Origin of the sequence: Streptomyces monashensis, from assembly GCF_001866665.1 — a bacterium.
Taxonomy (GTDB): Bacteria; Actinomycetota; Actinomycetes; order Streptomycetales; family Streptomycetaceae; genus Streptomyces; species Streptomyces monashensis.
The window spans coordinates 41,786-63,020 of record NZ_MLYO01000004.1 but is presented as its reverse complement, the minus strand read 5'-3'; the positions used below and the strand labels follow the sequence as shown (position 1 = coordinate 63,020).

The following is a 21,235-nucleotide window of genomic DNA, read 5'->3' as shown; positions in this document are numbered from 1 at the left end:
CTTTGCGGTGTCCTGACGTCTTTGCCATCTACTAGGGTTCTTGATCGCGAACACGGGGGCTGTGTGCCCGTGGGCTCGGCGTGAACACGGGGAGAGGTACGGGGATGGGTTACACGATTCCGGGCTGGCTCGATGAGGTCCTGGACTTCATCGGGATCAGGTTCCCGAACGTGGATGAGGACGATTACCGCGAAATGGCCGACGCCATGAGGGAGTTCGCGGACAAGTTCGAGGGGCATGGCGCGGATGCGCACAAGGCTGTGTCCCGGATCCTGTCCTCGTCCCAGGGCTGGGCTGTCGATGCGATGGAGAAGCACTGGAACCAGGTCAAGGCCAGTCACCTGGAGAAACTTCCCGAACTGGCTCGCTTGTTCGCGGACGCGTGCGACGTGCTCGCCGAGATCATCTTCTGGATGAAGACGAAGGCGGAGGCCGAGCTGGCACTCATGGCCGGTTCCGCGGGTCTGTCCATCGGGCTCGCGTGGGTGACCGGCGGTCTGTCGGCGGTGCTTGGCGCGGCCGAGATCACGGCGATGCGGCAGGTGGTCAAGCGGATCCTTGACGAGGCGGTGGGCCGGATCGTCGATGAGGTGATCGCGAAGGTCACCGAGCCGGTCAACGCCAAACTGGAGGCGATGGTTGAGGACATGGTCCTCGATCTGACCAAGGGTGCCTTCTCCCTGCCGCCCGCTGTAGGCAGTGGCGCCGGGCATGGCGGCAAGGGCGGGCACGGTGGGATGCAGCTCGCCTCGGCCGGCGGTGCGGGTGTCTCGGGCAGTGACGCGGGCGGGACTACCACGATCGACCACGTTGAGTTCGAGCACGGCGCGGGCAGGGTATCCCTGCACGGCAGCGAGATGCACGCCGCCGCGTCCTCGCCTCTGGGGCGGGTCAGGGGGGCGTTCGGCCGCAGCAAGGGCCGCGACCCCTTCACACGGGTCTTCGACGACGTACTGCACGGTGCGATCAAGGGCTCGGAGAAGGCCCTGAAGAAGATCTCCACGCACCTCACCGAGACCATTCCGGAGCGGGTGAAGGCCACGTCCCGTCTGCACAAGGGCATAGACCTCGATGTCCGCAACCGGGTCAACGCCATCAACGGGGGGAGGAAGGGCGGAGGCCGTGACGGTGGGGGCACCCGCCTGGACGGCCTGGTCAAGCGTCTGCCCGGATCCCTCAAGGATGCCCTGGCCAATGCGCGGGGAAAGGCCGTCGCCCTGACCCGGCGCCGTTGCAAGACCGACCCCGTCGATGTCGCGAGTGGCGAGATGGTGCTGTCCCAGAGCGACCTGGGTCTGCCGGGCTTGCTGCCTTTGCTGCTGCGGCGCACTCACATATCCGGTTACCGCTACGGACACTGCTTCGGGCCGAGCTGGGCCTCGACGCTCGACGAGCGCCTGGAACTGACGGGCGCCGGTGCGATCTGGGCCCGCGAGGACGGCTCGATTCTCGTCTACCCCCGGGTGCCGGCCTCCTTGGACGATCCGGTCGAGCCGGTCGAGGGCGAGCGCGTTCCGCTCACCTATGCCGATCGCAACGCGCTGGGTGAGGTCACCTACGCCACCCTCGACCCGTACTCGGGCCACATACGCCGCTTCGTCGGCAGCCCCTACACCTCCAGCAGTCTGTACTGGCTCAGCGAGATCGAGGACCGCAACGGCAATACGGTACAGATCGTCCGCGACGACGAGGGCCTGCCCAGCGCCGTCGTCCACCACGGCAGCTACGACGTGCGGACAACCTGTGACCGGGCGAGCGGCCGCGTCACATCCTTGGAACTGCGCACGCCGAACGGCCCGGTCAAGGTCGCCTCCTTCGGTTACGACGGCGGCAACCTGAGTGAGGTCACGTCCTTCTCCGACACGGTTCCCTTGCGTTTCGCCTACGACGACGAGCACCGAATAACGTCGTGGACCGACCGCAACGATCACACCTACACGTACATATACGACGCGGCAGGCCGGGTCGTGGAGACGATCGGTCCGGACGGGGCACTGTCCTCACGCTTCGCGTACGACACCGCCGAGCGCGTCACCCGGTTCACCGACTCGACCGGCGCGCTCACCGTCACCCGACTCAACGCGCTCGGGCAGACCGTCTGCGAGACCGACCCGCTCGGCCACACCGTCCACTTCGTGTGGGACCGCCACGACAACCTGCTGGAGCGCACCGACCAGCTCGGTAACACCGCCCGCTTCACCTGGGACGAGCGGGGCAATCTGACACGGATCCAGTTCCCCGACGGCACCGAGTCGACGACCCGCTACAACGACCTCAACCTCCCGAAAGAGGTCACGGAGGCCGACGGCACGACCTGGCGCCAGAGTTTCGACGAGCGCGGCAACCGCATCCGGCTCACGGCACCGGACGGCACCGAGACCCACTTCTCCTACGACGCACGCGGCGCACTGCTCACCTGGACCGATCCGGCCGGCGCGACCGAACACCTCACGCACGATGCGGCAGGCCTCGTACTCACCCGCACCGACGCCGACGGCCACACCGCGTCGGTGGAACGCGACGCCTTCGGCCGGCCCCTGCGCGCCACCGCCCCCGGCGGCGCCACCACCCTCCTGGAGTGGCTGCCCCAGGGCTGGCTCGCCCGCCGCGTGGCCCCCGACGGGTCCGAGGAACGCTGGACCTGGGACGCCGAGGGCAACTGCACATCCCACACCGGCCCCAGCGGCGCCGTAACCCGCTTCGAGTACACGCACTTCGACCTGCTGGCCGCCCGCACCGGCGCGGACGGCGCCCGATACTCGTTCGCCTACGACACCGAACTACGCCTGACGAAAGTCCTCAACCCGCAAGGGATGAGCTGGAATTACACCTACGACGCGGCCGGCAACATGACCGGCGAATCCGACTTCGACGGACGGACCGTCACATACGAGTGCGACCCGATGGGCCGACCCATCGCACGCACGACGCCGCTCGGTACCCGGATCACCAGCGAGTACGACGTGATGGGCCGCCTCATCGCGAAGGACGCGGCCGGCCGGCGCACCCGCTACACCTACGACGCCGCCGGCCGGGTCAGCTCGCTGATCTCACCCACCTCCACCCTGACGCTGGAGCGCGACATACTCGGCCGGGTCGTCGCCGAGACCGTCGACGGGCGCACCACCCGCTTCGCCTACGACGCCGCCGGACGGCGCATCACACGCACCACGCCCACCGGCGCCGTGACGCGCTCCACCTACGACGCGGTCGGCAACCGCACCGCTCTGCTCAGCCATGGCCACGCCCTCACCTTCACCCACGACGCCTGGGGCAAGGAACTGACCCGCAGCTTCGGCCCCGCCGAGGCACCGGTCACCCTCACCTCGCAATGGAACGACAACGGCCGGCTGACCTCACAGCGACTGACAGCCGGCGGCACGACTCTGCGCGCCCGGGCGTACGACTACCGGGCCGACGGCTGCCTGGAACGGATCTTTGACGAGCAGAGCGGCACAAGCCGCATCTTCGACCTCGACCCCGTCGGCCGCCCCCTGCACGTCACAGCCGAGAACTGGACGGAGTCGTACTCATACGACAACGCCGGCAACGAAGCCAACGCCCAGTGGCCCGACCAGGCCGCGCGCACGGAAGGCCGCGGAGCCCGAACCTACGAAGGCACCCGCGTCCTGACCGCCGGACGGATCCGCTACGAATACGATGCCGCCGGACGCACCACCCTGCGGCAAAAGACACGGCTGTCGAAGAAGCCGGACACCTGGCACTACACCTGGGACGAGGAAGACCGCCTCGTCGCCTGCATCACCCCCGACGGCACCCGGTGGACGTACTCCTACGACCCGCTGGGGCGCCGCACGGCCAAACACCGCATGGCCGACGACGGGCGCACCGCCGTACAGTCCGTCCACTTCACCTGGGACGGCACCCGGCTCGCCGAGCAGACGGACACAGCCCACCACATCACCACCACCTGGGACTACGACGGCCACCGCCCCCTGACCCAGCTTGAACGCCGCACCAGCCCCGGACACGAGCCACAGAACGAGGTCGACGCACGCTTCTTCGCGATCGTCACCGACCTGGTGGGCGCACCCAGCGAACTCGTCGACGACCACGGGGCGATCGCCTGGCGCGGCCGGTCGACCGTCTGGGGCGCCACGAGCTGGAACCGGGACGCCGCGGTATACACCCCGCTGCGCCTGCCCGGCCAGTACGACGACGCCGAGACCGGCCTCTACTACAACTACCAGCGCCACTACGACCCCGACACCGCCCGCTACGCAAGCCCCGACCCACTCGGCCTGGGGCCGGCGCCCAACCCAGTCGCCTACGTCACCAACCCGCACACCCGGATGGACCCCGAAGGCCTGATCGCCAAGGGATGCACGGAAAACGGCGGCTGGTACAGCGGGTTGAAACCCGCGAACCTCCTGGACGACGACAAAAAACGCATCAACCCCGTCGACCAGGAAATCAACCACATCCCCGCCAAGGCGTCCTACGCCCACCTGGACATGCCCGGGTTCCGGACAAGCAAGAGCGGCGGCGCCGGCATGGGACCCGCGATCCGCATGGACGCCGCAGACCACCGCGAACTGACGAGCACGGGCTCCAGCAAGGAGAGCGAGGAATGGCGCGCCAAACAGCGCAAGCTGATCGACGCCGGCCGGTGGGACCAGGCCATGAAGATGGACATCGACGAGATCCGTGACCTGCACGGTGACAAGTACGACACCCACATCAAGGACATGGTCGACAGCCTGAAGAACAACAAGAAGTTCCAGGCCATGCTGACGAAGAAGGGCTGGACGATAAACTACGACACCCTGAAATGACGACGTCGTGAACGAATGAGGGATGAAGCGATGGATCTGGTACTCGACCCGCCGCGCGGAGTCGCGCCGATCCAGCTGGGCATGACGCTCGACGAGGCACTCGCCGCAGTGCCCGACTGGGGCGAGCCCCGGGTACTGAGGCGCCCGAGCCGGAACTCAGCGAAGGCATCCTGGACCCTCGACCACGTCGGCGTACAGGCCCTGGCCGAGGGCGGCACCCAGGTCACCGCGATCGAGCTGTGGTGGCCCGGCGAGGGCCGCACGTCCACCACGCGCGTCCTGCTTGAGGGAGACGAGGTGTTCACCACCCCTGCCGAGGACCTCTTCCGGCGTGCCGCCGAGCGCGGCTGGACCATCGACAGGTCACAGCCCGAGTACCCGGTGATCCCCGGGGTGTCACTGGGCTTCACCCGTCAGACCTCACAGGAAGTCGAGCGGAACGCCGACGGCCTGCCGAGGTTCGTCACCTCCGTCCTGGTGGGCGGCAAGGACTACTACAACTACCGTTATCAGGACCGCGACTGATAGCGGCTCGACCCACAACCGCCAAGAGTTCGCAACACGATCTTCGAGAGCCCCACTTGTGGCACTTCGTCCTTCTTTGAACTGAATAGAGATCGAGAGCGATCCTGGCGAAAATCGCAATCGCGAGCCCCCATCGTGGTGACCCACGTGCGTGTGGGCCACCACAGCTCCCCAGTCGGGTTGAGTAAATCCGGGGCTCACCACCCCCCGCACGAGCCGGGATGGTCCCACCTTCCCCGTGACCCGGGCACGACCGATCACTGCTCCCCGCACGCACAGGACGACCAGAGTGAAGAGTAAAAGCGCAGTTCAGAGCAACTTTTGTCAGTCGCTGGTCGGGACTGGGCGCTGCGCGGCATACTCAGAGCATGGCCGGTATCGAGATCGACGACAGCACCAGGGACACGTTCCAGGCTCTGGCCGACGACGCGGGGATGCCCCTGGAGGACTACCTGGCGACGTTGGCCGAGGAGAAGAAGCACGAGCGTGCTCTCGCCGAGGGTGCTGAGGTCTTCCGGCAGGTGACCGGTGACCCGGCGACAGTGTCCGCCTTCGATGCCGAGTTCGGTGGCCCACCCGTCCGGCGCACCCCGCGGGCGGCCTGACCGGTGCCCGCCGAGTACTACGTCGACTACCGGTGGTTCCTGGAACGCCAGGAAGAGATCCTTCCCGACGACGTCGAAGTCAACGACTTCTCTGTCCTCGTCGGCGTGGCGGCCCGCCACAAGGTGGACCCGCCCCGCCACGACCAGCACCACCCTGACGCCTTCTGGCGGGCCGCGGTGATGTTGGAGGAGTGCGTCCTGCTGCGCCCTCTCCCGACCAGGAACGAACTGTACGGCTACGGCCTGGCGGTGGCGTACCTGCGGATGCACGGGGAGCAGATCAACACGAAGTTCGAAGCCTGGCGCGACCTGATCACCGACATTCGCACGATGCAGATGAACTCCTACGAGATCGCCGCCCGCCTCCGGTCAATGCGTGACCTCTGAAGGTCGGGACGATCTGCCCATACGGGGCCTGTGCCCACGCGCGGGCCTCGGCGCTACCCAAGACTGCGCTCCTCGCGCGTGGGGCGATGGCCCCATCTCCTCGTCAGGGCAGAGGCGCCGGAACCCCTGTTCCCCGCACGCGCGGGGACGGAACGTGCTTGATGAACGAGCTATCCCCGCGGGTGCGCGGACGACGAGCCCATCTGCTCTCCGCGAGGTTGCCGCCTCGAGCTACCCCCGCGGGCGCGGGGACGACCCGTTCGCGGTGGCCTGGTTCGTCGACATGCCGGAGCTACCCCGCGGGTGCGGGGACGACGAGGGGAAGGGGTATGCCGACGTGGCCGCCCACGAGCTACCCCGGGTGCGGGGACGACAACGTCTGCGCCTACTGGGATCCGGAGGTCGCGGAGCTATCCCCGCAGGTGCGGGGACGACGCTTGCGATCACCATCGAGGCGCGCCGCTTAAGGAGCTACCCCCGCGGTGCGGGGACGACAGACAGACGTGCTCCCACACAAGAAGCTGAGTCGAGCTACCCCCGCGGGTGCGGGAACGACATCGCCATCGGGTGACCTGCCTGCACGATCCAGGAGCTACCCCCGCGGGTGCGGGGACGACATCGCCATCGGGTGACCTGCCTGCACGATCCAGGAGCTACCCCCGCGGGTGCGGGGACGACGAGTGGGTGGAAGGCGTTCTCGTCCCCGGATATGAGCTACCCCCGCGGGTGCGGGGACGACTTGCATCCTAACCTCCCTGATTCCCTGTCAGCAGAGCTACCCCCGCGGGTGCGGGGACGACCCCGCACGGTCGCGCTCCGCGTGTGCCCAAGACGAGCTACCCCCGCGGGCGCGGGGGTGTCGGCGGTCACGCATTTCCCCACGATCTGCATGATCAACGTCATGTAATTCCCCGCCCTCGCGGTCACGAATCCCCAGGGGGGGTGCTGGACGCGTCCGGCACAACCTCGAATGGTTGATCAGACCACCGGCGGCCCCGCCTCGATGCGGCGCAGCACCGGAGTAAGGCGGTCCAGGTCGGGGCCGGTCTGGACCTGTCGCTCGTCCCACCAGGTGGCGCCGGCGTCCTGCAGCGGACCGATCACGTCCTTGGCCCTCGCTGCGTCCGGGGGCGTGGCACCGCCGAGCACGATTTCGAAGGGACGCTCGGCCTCGGCCGTGCGGTGCTTGCGTACATAGCCGACGAGGTCCCGTACCTCCGCCACATCGGGCACATGCCCGTGCCGGGCCGTCTCGAAGAGCGGCACCGCGCCGTCCCACCGCGCTGCCCGCCGCATGGGCAGGCGACGCGGCCAGAACCCGCCGATCCACACCGGCGGACCGGGCCGCTGCACGGTGGCGGGCAGCAGCGTCACGTCCCGGACTTCGTAGTGCCGGCCGTGGTGGTTCACCGGCTCACCGGACCAGAAGCGCCGCAAGAGCTCCAGTCCCTCGTCCAGCCGCTCGGCGAGAAGGTGTGGCTCGGCGGTGTCGCCAAAGCTGCGGTATTCGTCGTCGATCGGACCGCCCAGGCCCGCGGCGAAGGTGACCCGGCCGTCGCTGAGGTGGTCCAGGGCGGCCACTTGGCGGGCTAGGGTCTGTTCAGAGTCGTGATCTCGGTTCCGGTGATCACTTCGGGCAACCATGATCGAACTGGTAGATCTTCTCGTGTGCTGCGACGTGAACTGAGCGACGATGACTGGGAGTTGATCAGACCCCACCTGCCGATCGGGCAGTACGGTCCCTATCCGGAGCACCTACGGGACCAGTTGGAGGGGGTCATCTGGCGGTTCCGTACAGGCAGCCCGTGGCGGGACGTGCCGGAGGCGTTCGGCTCCTGGTCCACGGTCTACGACCGGTTTGCCCAGTGGCGCGATGCCGGGGTCTTCGCAGCCGTGATGGAGGCCGTGATCGCCGAGGCGGCCCGCCGCGGGCAGGTGGACCTGTCCCTGGTCAGCGTGGACTCCACCACCGCCCGCGCCCACCACGACGCAGTCGGCATGGTCGTGGACGAGGAGGTTCTTGCCGCCCTGGAGAAGGCCGCCGAGGCCGAAAAGGGGGCACGCGAAAGGCACGAAAGCAACGCAAGCGGCAGGCCGCAGCCGAAGCCGAGGAGATCCCCCCGGCCCAGGAGGCCGAGCCCGATCCAGAGCGTGTGGAGAGCCGCCGGCAGCGGCGCCGGCGCCGGGCGCGGTTGAAGGCGGCGTCCCTGGGCCGCTCCCGCGGCGGCCTGACCACCAAGGTTCACCTGTCGGCCGACCGACGCTGCCGTCCGCTGTCGTTTGTGCTTACCCCCGGGCAGGCCGCCGACAGCCCGCAGTTTTCCGCCGTGCTGGCCGGGGTGCGGGTGCGCGGGCCGGTCGGACGTCCGCGCACCCGGCCCGACGCGGTGGCCGGCGACAAGGCTTACTCCTCCCGAGCCAACCGCGCCCACCTGCGCAGTCGGAAGATCAAGGCGGTGATCCCGGAGAAGGCGGACCAGGCGGCCAACCGGAAGAAGAAGGGCACCAGGGGCGGACGCCCGGTCGCCCACGACGCCGAGTCGTACAGGGAACGCAACACCGTGGAGCGGTGCATCAACAAGATCAAGGACTGGAGGGGGCTGGCCACGCGCTTCGACAAGAGGCCGGATAGCTACATGGCGGGGCTTCAGCTGCGCGGCGCGGTCATCTGGCTGCGCAGCCTCCGGCCCACTACATGATCACGATTCTGAGCAGGCCGGCCGTGTCTCTCAACTTCGGCGGCGAGGCTCGTAGACTTATGGCGTGGCATTCATGAGCACCCCGCACTGCTGCTTCCTGTGATCGGAAGGCGTTGAGGGCGATGTCGGACGGCGTCGCCCTCCTTGGTGTGCCTGCTGCGCGAACCACCTTCCTGGCACTGCCCGTTCCTTCCTGAGGCAGTGACCTTCTGTGTGCGCGTGCAGGCACGGTCTCTTCCCTTCACCCGTGCCAGGAGTTCCTCGTGCCCGTGTTGCTTCCCTCTGCCCTCGAACTGTCCCTCGACCTGCTGCGCTGCCCGACGTGCCGCACGCGCCGCCTGCACCCCGATAGCGGCGTACTGCGCTGTGCGGCGGGCCATACCTTCGATATCGCCCGCCACGGCTACGCCAGCCTCCTGACGGGCACCCGCGCCACCAGCGGCGACGACGCGGCCATGGTCCGGGCTCGGGACCGCTTCCTGACCACCGGCAGGTACGCTCCCATCCGCCAGGCCGTGGCCCGCCTGGCGGCCGACTCCCTGCCTGAGCGGGGCACGGTCGTGGACGTCGGGTGCGGCACGGGCTACTACCTGGCCGGCGTTCTCGACCAGTTTCCCGGTGCCCGAGGTCTGGGCCTGGATACGTCGGTGCGCGCGCTGCGCTTGGCAGCCCGAGCCCATGAACGAGCCGCCGCGGCGACCTGGGATGTCTTCCGTCCCTTCCCGGTGGCTGACGAGGTGGCCGACGTGGTGTTGGACGTGTTCGCCCCGCGCAATCCAACTGAGTTTCACCGAGTGCTCCGCCCGGGCGGCCGGCTGATCGTGGTCCGTCCTACTGAGCGGCACCTGGCCGAACTGCGCGGCCGGATACCCGCGATGGTCACCATCGACCCGGCCAAGGAACAGCGCCTGCACCGGGCGATGGACCCCCGCTTCGAGGCCGTCGTTACCGAACGGGTGGAGTACCCGATGGCCCTGGTCGGGCTGGAGGCCCTGGACTTGGTGGGGATGACGCCGAGCGCACGCCACTTGAGCCGTAAAGACTTGAACGATGACGGCCTCCTGCCCAACTGGGTCACGGTCTCTGTGCTGGCCACCGCCTACGAGCCTCGGTGACCACGAGCGGGCGCCTGCGCCTGTGACCGACGAGTAGTGGGCACGCCTGGCGCTCTGTCTTCCCCACAACGTCGGGAAGGCAGGGCGCCCGTTCGCCGACCACCGTCGCATCATCAACGGGGCGCAGCCTCCGGCCTGCTACATGATCACGACTCTGAACAGGCCCTAGCGCCGGACTGGTGCCGAGCACCCCACGGGCCCGCAGATCTTCCAGGTCGGGGAGACGGACGTCGGGCAGGACGCCGAGCAGGTCAGCCTGCATGGCGCGGACGCGCGTGCTGTGCGGGCCGGCGCCAAGAGTGCGGCGGGTTGTCACGCCGTCATCATACGGACGGCAGAGCGGCGTCACCGCTGCCTGTGAGGCCGTCGGCAGGCAGACTTCCTCCACGACCAGGACGCCGCGGATGATCTCGCCCCGACCAGCTGCCACCACCGCGCTGTACGTCCAGACCGACGGTCTGCTGAAGGCGCTACGGGTCGATGCCCTGCGCACGGGCGACAGCGAACAGAACACGCTCGATCGTGTCGAGACGATCAGTGATCGATCGGGCCCGTGATACGCCGACGGCGTCGGCGAGGGAGCCGATCTCGGACGCCGCGCGTTGCTGCTCACGTGCCGACGCTGTCTCGTGATCCATGATCGCCTTCTTGAGCAGGCAGCCCTTCTCCGTCATGAGCCCATCGGATTGAGCGGACTGACCCCGGTGCCGGCATACATGTCGGGATCCATCGACAGCAGGGTGGCGTCTTCCCCGGCCTGCCGGGCAACGATCACCGACGACGCAGGATGCAGCACCCGCCAGTCCACGTGGCGCCACGCGCCGACGACCAGCGCGTGTGATCGGGTGTAGTCGCTGGCGGTCGTGAAGCGGCGTTCGAGGGCGTGCTGGCCAGCGCCCGGATTGTCCCGGTCGGCGACCGTTGCGGACAGGGCGGGGATCACGATCTCGGCGTAGCCGTAGCTGGCCTCGACGTACAGCCCGTTGAGGAACTCGTCGCCTTCCGCGAGCGCCAGGATGCACGTGTGATCAAGAACGACACGGATCACGCGGCGCGGTGCTCCCGTCCGAGGTTCTGAAGGAAAGCGCGAGCCCTCACGCGTGCCTCGTCGGAGACGGTCACGCCCGTCGCCTGCCGGACCTCTTCCAGGGCCTGCTGGACGCGCTGCTCCTTCTCGTCCTCGGTCAGCTCCCGTGCCACCAGTTCCGCCAGGAAATCACTCATGGACGTTCCGTGCTCGCTGGCCAGGACCTTGAGACGGTCACGGACGTCCCTGGTGGTCTTGATGCTGGTGTCCCGCTCGCTCATACAGCCACTCTACCTTCAGTAGAGTGGCGTGTCAGGGCGTCGCTTCAGGTGCACTGCGGCCGTCGGTCACCCGGGCGTCGGCGCGGACCGCTGCCCTACTGTCGCGTTCAGATCGGCTGGGGCAGTGCGCCCTTGCGGGACTGCCGCAGGTACCAGTCGACCTCGTTGGGGAAATGGTCGGCGAAGGGCAGCAGCGGACCGAGGATCCCGTCATACAGCGGGTCCGTGTCCAGACGGTCGAACTGGCTGAGCCGCCCGGCCCACAGCTCAGCCGCGTCTTCCGGTACGCCGTCGCCGATCTGCGCGGCGTTCTCGACCACGCCCTCCACCGAGCGGAGCAGGCCGCGGCGGGCATCCTCGTACCGGTCCCGGAAATCAGGTTCACGCGCGACCAGCAGATCGGTGCACGGGATCGACAAGGCTTCGCGCAGCCGGCCGAGGGTCGGCTCCTCGCACAGCGCTGTGATCGCGGCCGCCGTCATCGCGGGCCGGCCGCCCACGAGCCGGTCCAGGATGCTGATGCCGAGCACCGTCGCCGCACTCGCGTGCCGCCAGGCGAGCATCCCGACCCCGCGCTCATAGCGGTCAGACAGGATGCCGAGCCGGTGCAGGGCGTCGGGGTGGTGGGTCAGGGCCCGGCCGTGGGTGTACACCTGCGCGGTCTCCTCCAGCCGGTAGAAACGGTGGGAGAGAGCGCGTGCGGATTCGTACTCGTGCCGCAAGTCCTGAAGCGTCGTGTACAGGGATCGCAGCGCCTCGATCTCAAGTGCGGTCAGCGGCGCCGCCTCGGTGAACGCGGGGAAGTCCATCAGTGTTCTCGTCTCCTTGCGACGATGTCGGATGTCGGTCGGCTGCGGCGCCGCCACGCTCGCCCGGCGATCGCAACCCGTCCCGCGCGGCTCATGCGTCGCGCAGTGCCTCAAGCTCCGCCCGTGTCAGGGTGAAGGGCGCCCTGCGTCCCTTCCAGCCCTCCTCGGTGGCATGGTCCAGGCCTGCCGGAGGCCGTTGCGCGTCACCGTATCCGGGCGCGGCGTGGGTGATGTCCTTCAGGAGAAGGTCGATGAGCTGGGCCAGGGCCATCGGGCCGCCGCCTTGGTAGCCGTAGGTGTAGCTGCCGGTTCTCTGCGGTGCCAGGAAGACGGTGCCGTCCTTCGTGGTCACCCACACCGCGCGGTGGCCGATGGTCAGGGTGGCGAGCGCGGAGTGCGCCGGCAGCCGGTGGGGGGCGACGGTCTCGATCGTCCCCTCGCTGGTGTGCGCGGCGGGCATGTCGGTGACCGGGTCGACGAGGATGTCGGGTTCCTGGCCGTCGCCGAGGTAGGTGGCGAGCGCGGTGCGGGTTCCGGGCCGTAGGCGGGCCGCCCACTGTGCGGCCTGCGCGCAGGACGACGGATCCACGGTGACCTTGCGTGACCCGGGGAAGTAGCCGCTCGCTCCGAGGACGTCACCCAGGCGCGCGCAGCGGGCAGCGAGGACGTCGGTCCGGGACAGGATGGTGCGCCAGCCGTCACGGAGGATCTCTGCAGCGATGGATGGCGGCTGGTGCGGCATCGTGGGGCGAGCGGCGATCGCGATGGACGCGACACTGTCGCTGGCGTCGACGTATTTGGTGATCTCTTCGCATGCCGCCCGCGCACTGTCCCACAGTGCAAGGCGGGCAACATCAAGGGCGGCTACGGCGGCGTGGGAGCCGTCGGGTTCTTCCGCCGCCAGGCGCATCAGCGGTGCCGGGTCCGGAGTGACGACGGCCGGCACGTGCAGGGTGGGTGCGCCGGGCTCCCAGTTCATCATCAGCTCGGGATCGCGCAGGTTGAAGTGCCAGTACGGGGCGGGCATGCCGAGCACGCGTTCCAGGTGGTGCCAGGTGGTGCCGTAGTACTCGTCCGGGCCGTCGGCGTCGACCGCCTCGATGCTCGGCCCGTCAGGAGGCCCGTAGTCGGGCTCGACCACGGCCAGGGCCACGGCGTCCTCGGCCAGCTCGCGCAGTAGAGCATGGCTCGGGAACGTCGTCCCTTCCTCGCCGGGCACCGTGTACGCGAGGATGACTACACCGAACTGCGTGTCCCACCGGTACAGCACCCAGCCGCGGCGGCGGCGCGCTCCCAGGAACCGGGACGGTGTGGTGGCCACCGCGTTCCGCAGCAGTCGCTTCGCCGACAGCTCCGTCTTCCCGGAGTGCCTGAACATCACCGGTCCCCTCTCCTTCGTGTATTTGACGAGGTCGCAGCCCCATCCAAGCCCAACTCGGCTCAGCGGGAAGGGGAATCGAGACGAATCATGCCCGCCGGCGCAGGTCTCAGCTGGTGCGGCATCCGTTGCCGCGCGCACCGCGCACGCTGTTGGGGCGCCAGGGTGCGCTGGGCGGTGTCCTGGGCGTGCGCGGCGGCTCGCTTGTTCTGCTGGGCCACGGCAAGGGCGGCGGGCAGGAGTCCGGTGGTCCCGCCTCCACCGCCCGCTCGGCGGCTGGCACGTGTACCGGTCCGGTGAGTCCTGTCTCAGGGCATCCGGCCGGGTGACGACCGTGGGCTACCACAGCGCGTGCTCACCTCGCAACCGATGTACGCCACCATAAAGCGGTGTCTATTCTGGGTCCATGTCTGTCACCACGATGACCCTGCGGATCCCCGACGATCTCGCCCCCTCGATCAAGGCCGCCGCCTCGGAGGCCGGCCTGAGCGTGAACGCGTACGTCGTGCGCGCCGCACGCCGGGCCGCCACCCTCGACGCCGCGCACCAGCTCGCCGCGCTCGGTCTCGGCGACGACCTGGCGGGCGAGGGCGACACGCTGTGAGGCGCGGCGAGATCTGGACTCTTGCCGACGGCCGCGCCGTCCTGGTCGTCTCCCTGACCGGTCTGGAAGAGGCCTACGGGGCGGTGCTCGCGATCGTATTGCACCCCTCGGGCCGCTACCCCGACACGGCCATGTCCGTGGTGATCGATGACCCGCTTCCCTGCACGGCGGTCGCCGTCAACCTCCAACAGCTCAGAGCCGGCCGCTTCGACGGCGCGAAACTCCTCGGCGAGGTCGTCCCTTCCGCGATGACCCGGGTGGACCAGGCTCTACGCGCAGTTCTCGACCTGTAGACCCACCCACGGTGCACCTGCTCCCGGGCGGCTGGGCCCTGGGATCCGTCCGCCACGCGGCAGAGGCACAGTGCCGGAGGTCTTGTCGGCGGGTCGAACTAATGTGGGAGTCGTGGCAACGTATGACTACCCCGACTTCTCTGGGGGAGCGAGGCTGTCGTAGTGGTGTGCACCTCGGGTTTGTGCAGCTCAGCCACTCGCAGTTGAACTCTAGCTAGCGCAACAGCTGTGGTGCTAGCGCTGGCTGAAGTGTCGCCGATGGCAACTTAGTGATCTGGGGCGCGTGGCAGGTACCACCGGCCTGCGCGGCGCCACGGGAATGCACCGTTGAGATCCAGCCGCTAGTTCAACCGTGTACCAATGCGGGAATCATCGGTTCGGGCCCGGTCTCCCTTGCAGGGGGGTCTGTGGCAGCCGCCTTGGATGTCCGGAGGCAAAGGGCATGGAGCTGGCCGACTTACGCGCTCGCACCGACACCGTTCTGAACGACTTTCTGGCGGCCAAGGCCCGTACCGCAGCCGCCTGCCGCTGGCCTGACGAAGTCACCGGCGCCCTCAGGGACTTCCTTTTCGCCGGAGGGAAACGTATCCGCCCTCTGCTATGTGTCCTGGGCTGGCACGCCGCAGGAGGGCAGGGCAGCCCCCCAGCCCCCGTCCTGGCCACCGCCGCGTCGCTGGAGATGTTTCATACGTTCGCGCTGATCCACGACGACATCATGGACGGATCGGATATCCGCCGCGGGCAGCCGACCGTCCATCAGGCGCTGGCAGCCCGGTACACGGCGCGGCACGGCGCACATGCTGCGGACCGACTGGGGGCCGGGGCAGCGGTTCTCATCGGCGACCTGGCGCTGGCCTGGTCCGATGAACTCCTGCACACCGCGGGACTCAGCGATGCCCAGCTGGCCGACGTGCTGCCGCTGCTGGATGCGATGCGCACCGAGGTGATGTACGGCCAGTACCTCGACCTGACAGCCGCTGGGCTCCCGACCGGTGATCTGGAGCTGGCCATGGCGATCGCGCGGTACAAGACCGCGAAGTACTCGGTCGAGCGCCCCCTGCACATCGGAGCGGCCCTGGCCGCCGGCAGCGCCCGGCTACGCGCGGACTTGAGCGCGTACGCCCTGCCCGTCGGGGAGGCGTTCCAACTGCGGGACGACCTGCTGGGAGCCTTCGGCGCCCCAGAGATCACCGGCAAGCCCGCTCTGGATGACATCCGGCAGGGCAAACACACCGCGCTGCTGGCACTGGCCTGGCGGCACGCCACCCCCGCCCAGCAGCACCAGATGAACGCCCTCCTCAGTGACCCGGACATGAACCTGGAAGGCGCCTTGATCATCCGCAGCATCCTCATCGCCACGGGTGCCCGCGACACGGTCGAGAGCATGATCACCGCGCGCCGCACACAGGCCGAACAGGCCCTCGCTCGTGCGGGACTCCCACCCGCCGTCGCCACGGCCCTGCGTGAACTCGCCACGACGGCGACCGCGAGAGCGGCATGACGCCGGCCTGGCCACACTGTGAAGGAGATAACCATGGAGCCGTCCCTACCCGGCCGAACCCCGATGCCCAGAATGTCGGCACTGGACTTTCGCTACCCGGTCAAGCTCAGCCCCCATTACCGGCCCGAGCCCGAGGACTTCTACGACTGGTTTTTCTCCTACGGCCTGTTCGACGACCGTCGGCAGCGCAAGATCAGGGCCAAGGACTACCCGTATCTCGCGGCCGCGGCCTGGCCCGCCTCAGATCGGCAGTGTCTGTGGAACATCACCGCGATAAGCGCGGCACTCATCGAGCGCGACGACGAATGGGACGGACGACGATACGGCGCATCCACGCCGCTCATGCAGGCCAGTCTGACCGATGTCCTATCCCCTGACCGGCTGCCCATCGAGACACGCTGGGGTCCCATCCTCGCCGACATCTGGCGAGGCTTCGCCGAGCATGTTCCACCCCGCCAACTCCACCGGTTCCGCCATGAGGTGGCGGACTTCGTTCGTGGCTGTATCGCCTACGACGCTCATCTCTGCGAGCACGGCCCGTTCACCAGCGTGGACGACTATCTGGCAGCCCGTGCGGTGCAGCTCGGCCAGTACATCGACCAGATCATGGTGGAGATCAGCGCGGGTATCGACCTGGAGGACGTGCTCGATGACCCCGCCCTCCAAGCCCTCAAGCGGGCCGACAACGACCGTGTTCTGCTCTGGCACGACTACCTCTCCCTCAAGAAGGAGATGGCAGACGGGGAACCCGACGAAAATCTCGTGATCGTCATCGCCCGCGCACGGCACTGCACCCTTCAAGAAGCCGCCGACACCGTCCGGCACCAGTTCGAGCAGAGCATGAACGAGTTTGAGCGCCGGGTCGACCAACTCAAGGCCACGCCACTGGGCCGCAGGCAAGACGTGCGCCGATTCATAGAGGGACTGAACAACGTCACCGCGGGAGCCGGAAACTGGACCACCCGCTCGGCCCGCTACACCCTCAAGGACACCAGCCCTTGACGAGAAGATCATTCGCAACTCGATGCTCTGCCGCAGATGGCGTCATCGGGCTTGGTTCAGTGCCCGGGTCAGTTCCCGGTTAGCCGCCCGCGCGGCATCGAGTTCCTCGGTCCGCTCATCGAGCTGGCCTCTTATGTCGGCCAGGTCTTGTTCGAGCAACGTGATGCGGCGTTGAAGCTGGTCGATGTCGGCGGATGCGCCAAGGCCGGATTCCTGCCATGCGGTTTCACCGAGGCTCTCGGACAGACGCTTTTCCAACTGCCGGACCCGGACTGTCAGCCGTCTGTTTCGCTCCAGCGCGTTGGTCAGGTCTGTCCGCAGCGAGGCGCGGCTGACGGCCGCGATCCGGCCTTCTTCTGGTGGGGCGGCTGCGGCGGCGTGGACGCGTTCGAGGAGGTCGCGGTGCCGGTAGAGGTAGGTGCGGTCCACTCGTGCCGCACGGGCCAGGCCGGAGACCGTGATGTCCTGGTCGCTTCGGAGCAGGACATCGAGGGCTTTGAGAACGCGTTCGCGGCGGCGGGCCGAGTCGGCCCGCCGTCCGTCGGTCATGCTGGTCATCCGGTTCTCTCCGGGCGAAGGTCGGGCAGGGGCTGGCGGACGCGTGGCATGCCGAGGGACACGCCGCGGCTGCGGCGGACCAGTGTGACTGCCTCGCGAATCTGGGCGCGGTCCTCGTCGGTGAGGTCGTCGAGGTCCTGGCGCACCCGCTGAACCAGGCGGCGTACACGGGCAATCTCGTCGTCCGATGGTGTGGCCTCGGCCTTGGCCCAGGGGTCGGCGTTGGCGAAGGCGGCCAGACGTTCACGGTTGCGCAGCAGGTCGGCCAGGTATGCCTCAAGGTCGGGGAGGTAGGAGACGTCGGTGCGGAAGTGTCCGCAGCCCACGCAGCGGAAGCGCACGGGGCAGTCGTGGCCGCCGGCCGCGACGTTGGAGGGTTCAGTGCAGGTGCCGTAGGGGACTTGGACGGAACCGATGGCGCGGCGGGCGTGTTCGGAGTCGAGCAGGGTTTTGGCCTGGCGCCAGATGCGTGTGCCGTGCCGGTCGAACTGCATGGTGGTGACCCGCTCGACAGCTTCGCGGCGGCGTTTCTCGCCGACGCGGTAGTACCGCTGTGTGGTGCTGGCTTCGCGGTGATCCATCAACGACTGGAGAACGTCCTGGGGGACCCCGGCGTCGGCATGCCGTTGTGCGTAGGTGTGCCGGTAGGCGTAGGGGTAGATCTTGTTCTTGTCGAAGGGCAGCATCTTGGTGACCCGGTTGCCGTCTTCGACGATCACGGTGGGGACGAGGAACTCGGGCAGTCCTTTCACCCAGGCCCGGTGCTTTGCCGATACCCACTCGTAGGTTGTCGCCTTCGTGCCGTGGGGGTTGGCCAGGGTCGCGGGGAAGAGTTTGAGCTTGTCGGTCGGGGTGCTGGGGAAGCGGGCGCGGGCGCGTTGTTGCTGCTTGATGATGAGTGCGGCGGTCGCGCCGGGGATCGGTAGTCGGCGAGCGTGCCGAAGGTTCTTGGTGTTGTCGTAGACGAGGACGGGACTGCCGTCGCTTTCCCGGTCGAGGCACTGCCATGGCAGTTTGCAGATCTCGTTGGGGCGCCTGCCGGTGTCGATGATCAGCTCGATGGTCGTGCGGACGTCTGTGAAGCTGACGGTCTCAAGGGAGTCGAGGTTGGCGCAGAGCTGCCGCATGACTTCCGGAGGCAGGTCACGGCCGGCTTCGGAGTCCTCGGGGTCGTCGGGGATGTCCTCCTGGCGGAGGGCGAAGTCGTCCGCCAGGCCGTGCAGGGGCTGGCCGGGCTTGGTCAGGCCCAGGGTCCGGAGCCGGGTCAGCACGCGTCTGGTGTCGCGGACGGTCATGTACTGCGTGCAGGCGGAGATGTCGCCGCGTTGGTTGAGGAAGCTCAGCCGGACCAGGAAGGCCGTGATGTCGACGCGGCCGAGCTGGGGCAGGTCGACGCCGTGGTCATCCCGGCTCAGGTGCAGGCTCTTGGAGAAGCGGCTCAGGGACTTCAGGGTGCGTTGGACGGCGGTTTTGCCACTCTTTCCGCGACGTCGGGGGATGTCGTCGAGGGCCCAGGCCTTGGCTCCTTCCCTCAGCCAGGGCTGGGTGATCCCGGTGAAGGAGAAGGTGCCGCCGAGGCCGAAGGCGCTCGCGTCCCAGACGTCCTTGTGGCGTTCGGTCTCCGGGCTCAGGCCGAAGCGGCGGATGTGCTTGAGGAAGCCCCTGGCCTGCGTGCTGTCGGTGCGGGTGAGGACGTCCAGGTCGAGCTCGTCGAGTGAAGTGACTTGCTGAGCACGGGCGTTGTTGGACAAATTGCGCAGCAGGTAGTCCTTGTGCAGGAGTCCCTGGGCGATCCGTTCCTGGAGGCCATAGATGATCTCGGCGACCACACGGTCGGGCAGTCCGCGCAGGCTGACCTTGCGGGACTCCGCGATGGCCGGGGTGGTCAGCCGCCAAAGATCCTCGTCCTCCAAGACGCCTAGTTGACGGAGGTCACGGCATTGGTCGGCGTGGGGCGTGCAGTACCCGTCCCTGGTCTCGCCTTGCCGGTCACAGGCAGCGACCTGGCAAGGCCCCAGGGCTGGCAGCGGTTGCACCTCGGGGTGAGCGAGGAAGTCCTCCAGCGGGAGCCCGTAGACGTTGCGCCTCTGGTAGTCATGCGCCGAGCACAGGAGCGTCGCGCGTCTGCCCGGCCGTTCGCAGTGCGCGACCTGGCAAGGAAAGAACCCGACCATCCGGCCGGGGCGCTGGATGGTGACGAACTCGTCGAAGGGCAGGCCGCTCTTCTTCCACCGCTCGGTGCAACCGGTGCACATTCCCTTCTGGTGGGCGTAGTAGGACATCTTGTCGCAGCCGGCCACCAGGCAATCCTCACCGCTGAACTGCGGGTGCGAGCGAGGCAGCACCAAGACCCGGACGTGAGGATCCCAGCTGAGCAGCTGCAGGAACTCCGGTTGGACGGCGCCCATGAGCCCTGTGGTGACCGTGTCTTCCCCTGCCCCGCGTTGGGGCGTTGCGACCGCCACATTCACCGGGTCTCCCCCTCAATCAGGCGGGGCGAAGCCACGCGCTCAACGGCCGCGCGCAGGCGAGCTCGGTCCGGATGCAGGTAGGGACGGGGTGAGGCCGGGTTCTTCTGGCCCAGCAGGGCCTGAACCTCATCCAGCGTGCCGCCGGCATCCACGACGTTGCTGGCCATCGCATGCCGGCACATCCGCGGCCCGACCCGGCGGCCCAGCCTCGCCCGTCCCGACAGCGACTCGCACAGCTCTCCGATCGCGCCGGTGGTCACCGGCGAGCCATAGGGCGGGCGGAAGAGGTTGACCAGCAAGAAGTCGCTTCCGCCCTCCCCGAGGATCTCGTAACGCTCCACCGCGTACTGGTCGGCGGCCTGCACCACCAGGAAGTCCACCGGCATCACCCACGACTTCCTCGACTTCGACCAGGCGCCATTCACGTTCTGCCGCCGGATCACGTGCAGATGGGCCCCCTCGACATCGCACCCCAGCGAGCGCGAATCCATCAGCAGGTGGACATCACAGCGGTGCAGCCCTGCGACCTGTCCCGGTCGCAACCCCACCCGCGACAGCAGCAGCACGATCAACCTGTCCCGGGCTGACCGACAGGCCCGCAGCATCGCCACGACCTCCTCGTCACTGGCCCGGTCCACTTCCGTCTCCGGCTCCTGCAGCCGGTGACGGGCCCGCAGCCGATACCGCATCCCACCGCTCTCGCCCCGTGCCTCCGCCGGCAGGTCACGGTCATCCCCCAGCTCGTAGAGCTGCTCAAGGACCCAGGCTGGTGCGGCCTTGTTGACCACCGCGTGAAGCAGGAACATCCGTACCGCGGTCAGCACCTTGTTGATTCGCGCATCCCCGCGGACCGGCGTTCCTCCCGGCCCCGGTACCACGGCCTGGCGCTGGCCACCGTTGCCCGGCGCCCACCGCAGCCACACCATGAACAGCCCCATGTCCCGGGCCGCTGTCGACCAGTCCCGCCCTGTGCCCGCGCACCAGCGCAGGAACAAGGACACCGCCTCGGCGTACGCCTTCGTTGTCGTCTCTGCCCGGCCCCGGGCCAGGCGTACCTCCCTCAGGAAGCGGTCCGCCTGCTCGACGACTTCCAGCTCGTCGTCCACCACGGTCCAGTACCGGGTCCCCGACGGCATCAAGACGAGAAATGTTTCGTACATTCGTTCCCATGCTCTGTATGTCGA

At 68.2% G+C, this 21,235-nt stretch carries 17 protein-coding genes, 2 pseudogenes and 1 CRISPR repeat array; of the genes and pseudogenes, 10 read left to right on the top strand and 9 right to left on the bottom strand.

The genetic code is table 11. From position 1 onward, the window contains the following. The first annotated feature begins 104 nt into the window (after positions 1 to 104). The 4 genes from BIV23_RS53040 to BIV23_RS00410 all read left to right on the top strand — a co-directional run bounded on the left by BIV23_RS53040 (position 105) and on the right by BIV23_RS00410 (position 6,313). Complete coding sequence (locus BIV23_RS53040; protein ID WP_071378653.1) at positions 105 to 4,796, top strand: DUF6531 domain-containing protein; 4,692 nt, start codon at positions 105 to 107, stop codon at positions 4,794 to 4,796. Between the two features lie 30 nt (positions 4,797 to 4,826). Then, a complete protein-coding gene (locus BIV23_RS00420) occupies positions 4,827 to 5,321 on the top strand; it encodes a hypothetical protein (protein ID WP_071378652.1) in 495 nt (164 codons plus the stop codon). A gap of 368 nt (positions 5,322 to 5,689) precedes the next feature. Beyond that, on the top strand, positions 5,690 to 5,926 hold the full coding sequence (locus BIV23_RS00415) for an antitoxin MazE7 (protein ID WP_071378651.1): 237 nt from the start codon (positions 5,690 to 5,692) through the stop codon (positions 5,924 to 5,926). 3 nt (positions 5,927 to 5,929) lie between these two features. Further along, complete coding sequence (locus BIV23_RS00410) at positions 5,930 to 6,313, top strand: toxin Doc (protein WP_071378650.1); 384 nt, start codon at positions 5,930 to 5,932, stop codon at positions 6,311 to 6,313. Between the two features lie 528 nt (positions 6,314 to 6,841). Continuing rightward, a CRISPR array of direct repeats spans positions 6,842 to 7,174; the repeat unit is 28 nt; unit sequence GAGCTACCCCCGCGGGTGCGGGGACGAC. A gap of 117 nt (positions 7,175 to 7,291) precedes the next feature. Here BIV23_RS00410 and BIV23_RS00405 read toward each other — a convergent pair. Beyond that, positions 7,292 to 7,912: pseudogene (locus tag BIV23_RS00405) on the bottom strand (LLM class flavin-dependent oxidoreductase); the annotation flags it as partial. A gap of 69 nt (positions 7,913 to 7,981) precedes the next feature. On the opposite strand from BIV23_RS00405, the pseudogene BIV23_RS45365 reads away from it, so the two are divergent. Next, positions 7,982 to 9,012 (top strand): annotated as a pseudogene (locus tag BIV23_RS45365) (IS5 family transposase). A gap of 263 nt (positions 9,013 to 9,275) precedes the next feature. Next, on the top strand, positions 9,276 to 10,127 hold the full coding sequence (locus BIV23_RS00390) for a methyltransferase domain-containing protein (protein ID WP_071378648.1): 852 nt from the start codon (positions 9,276 to 9,278) through the stop codon (positions 10,125 to 10,127). 470 nt (positions 10,128 to 10,597) lie between these two features. Here BIV23_RS00390 and BIV23_RS00385 read toward each other — a convergent pair whose 3' ends face one another. The 5 genes from BIV23_RS00385 to BIV23_RS00365 all read right to left on the bottom strand — a co-directional run bounded on the left by BIV23_RS00385 (position 10,598) and on the right by BIV23_RS00365 (position 13,622). Then, entirely contained in the window at positions 10,598 to 10,801 is a 204-nt protein-coding gene (locus BIV23_RS00385) for a hypothetical protein (RefSeq protein ID WP_071378647.1), read from the bottom strand. Further along, complete coding sequence (locus BIV23_RS00380) at positions 10,798 to 11,175, bottom strand: PIN domain-containing protein (protein ID WP_079172829.1); 378 nt, start codon at positions 11,173 to 11,175, stop codon at positions 10,798 to 10,800. The genes BIV23_RS00385 and BIV23_RS00380 overlap by 4 nt, the downstream gene beginning before the upstream one ends. After that, positions 11,172 to 11,435 (bottom strand): hypothetical protein, encoded by a 264-nt coding sequence (locus BIV23_RS00375; RefSeq protein ID WP_071378646.1) that lies wholly within the window; start codon positions 11,433 to 11,435, stop codon positions 11,172 to 11,174. Before BIV23_RS00375 ends, BIV23_RS00380 begins: the two co-directional genes overlap by 4 nt. A 107-nt stretch (positions 11,436 to 11,542) precedes the next feature. After that, positions 11,543 to 12,244 carry a hypothetical protein gene (locus BIV23_RS00370; protein ID WP_071378645.1) on the bottom strand — a complete coding sequence of 234 codons (702 nt, stop codon included), beginning with the start codon at positions 12,242 to 12,244 and terminating at the stop codon, positions 11,543 to 11,545. 91 nt (positions 12,245 to 12,335) lie between these two features. Next, positions 12,336 to 13,622, bottom strand: coding sequence for a hypothetical protein (locus BIV23_RS00365; RefSeq protein ID WP_071378644.1), 1,287 nt, complete (start codon positions 13,620 to 13,622; stop codon positions 12,336 to 12,338). Between the two features lie 406 nt (positions 13,623 to 14,028). On the opposite strand from BIV23_RS00365, the gene BIV23_RS00360 reads away from it, so the two are divergent. The 4 genes from BIV23_RS00360 to BIV23_RS00345 all read left to right on the top strand — a co-directional run bounded on the left by BIV23_RS00360 (position 14,029) and on the right by BIV23_RS00345 (position 17,022). Further along, positions 14,029 to 14,226 (top strand): toxin-antitoxin system HicB family antitoxin, encoded by a 198-nt coding sequence (locus tag BIV23_RS00360; protein ID WP_245790255.1) that lies wholly within the window; start codon positions 14,029 to 14,031, stop codon positions 14,224 to 14,226. Further along, complete coding sequence (locus BIV23_RS00355) at positions 14,223 to 14,519, top strand: hypothetical protein (protein ID WP_071378643.1); 297 nt, start codon at positions 14,223 to 14,225, stop codon at positions 14,517 to 14,519. Before BIV23_RS00360 ends, BIV23_RS00355 begins: the two co-directional genes overlap by 4 nt. 442 nt (positions 14,520 to 14,961) lie before the next feature. Continuing rightward, complete coding sequence (locus tag BIV23_RS00350; RefSeq protein ID WP_071378642.1) at positions 14,962 to 16,020, top strand: polyprenyl synthetase family protein; 1,059 nt, start codon at positions 14,962 to 14,964, stop codon at positions 16,018 to 16,020. Between the two features lie 72 nt (positions 16,021 to 16,092). Further along, the gene (locus BIV23_RS00345; RefSeq protein ID WP_071378641.1) at positions 16,093 to 17,022 is read left to right on the top strand and encodes a terpene synthase family protein; all 930 of its coding nucleotides are present in this window, start codon (positions 16,093 to 16,095) and stop codon (positions 17,020 to 17,022) included. A 42-nt stretch (positions 17,023 to 17,064) separates the two neighbouring features. Here BIV23_RS00345 and BIV23_RS00340 read toward each other — a convergent pair whose 3' ends face one another. From BIV23_RS00340 to BIV23_RS00330, 3 genes are read right to left on the bottom strand one after another with little or no spacing between them, the layout of a single operon-like run. Next, on the bottom strand, positions 17,065 to 17,580 hold the full coding sequence (locus BIV23_RS00340; protein WP_079172828.1) for a DUF6262 family protein: 516 nt from the start codon (positions 17,578 to 17,580) through the stop codon (positions 17,065 to 17,067). Next, positions 17,577 to 19,988 carry a tyrosine-type recombinase/integrase gene (locus BIV23_RS51055; RefSeq protein WP_071378640.1) on the bottom strand — a complete coding sequence of 804 codons (2,412 nt, stop codon included), beginning with the start codon at positions 19,986 to 19,988 and terminating at the stop codon, positions 17,577 to 17,579. The genes BIV23_RS00340 and BIV23_RS51055 overlap by 4 nt, the downstream gene beginning before the upstream one ends. Before the next feature lie 59 nt (positions 19,989 to 20,047). Then, positions 20,048 to 21,157, bottom strand: a complete 1,110-nt coding sequence (locus tag BIV23_RS00330) for a tyrosine-type recombinase/integrase (RefSeq protein WP_245790253.1) — start codon at positions 21,155 to 21,157, stop codon at positions 20,048 to 20,050. Between the last annotated feature and the right edge of the window lie 78 nt (positions 21,158 to 21,235).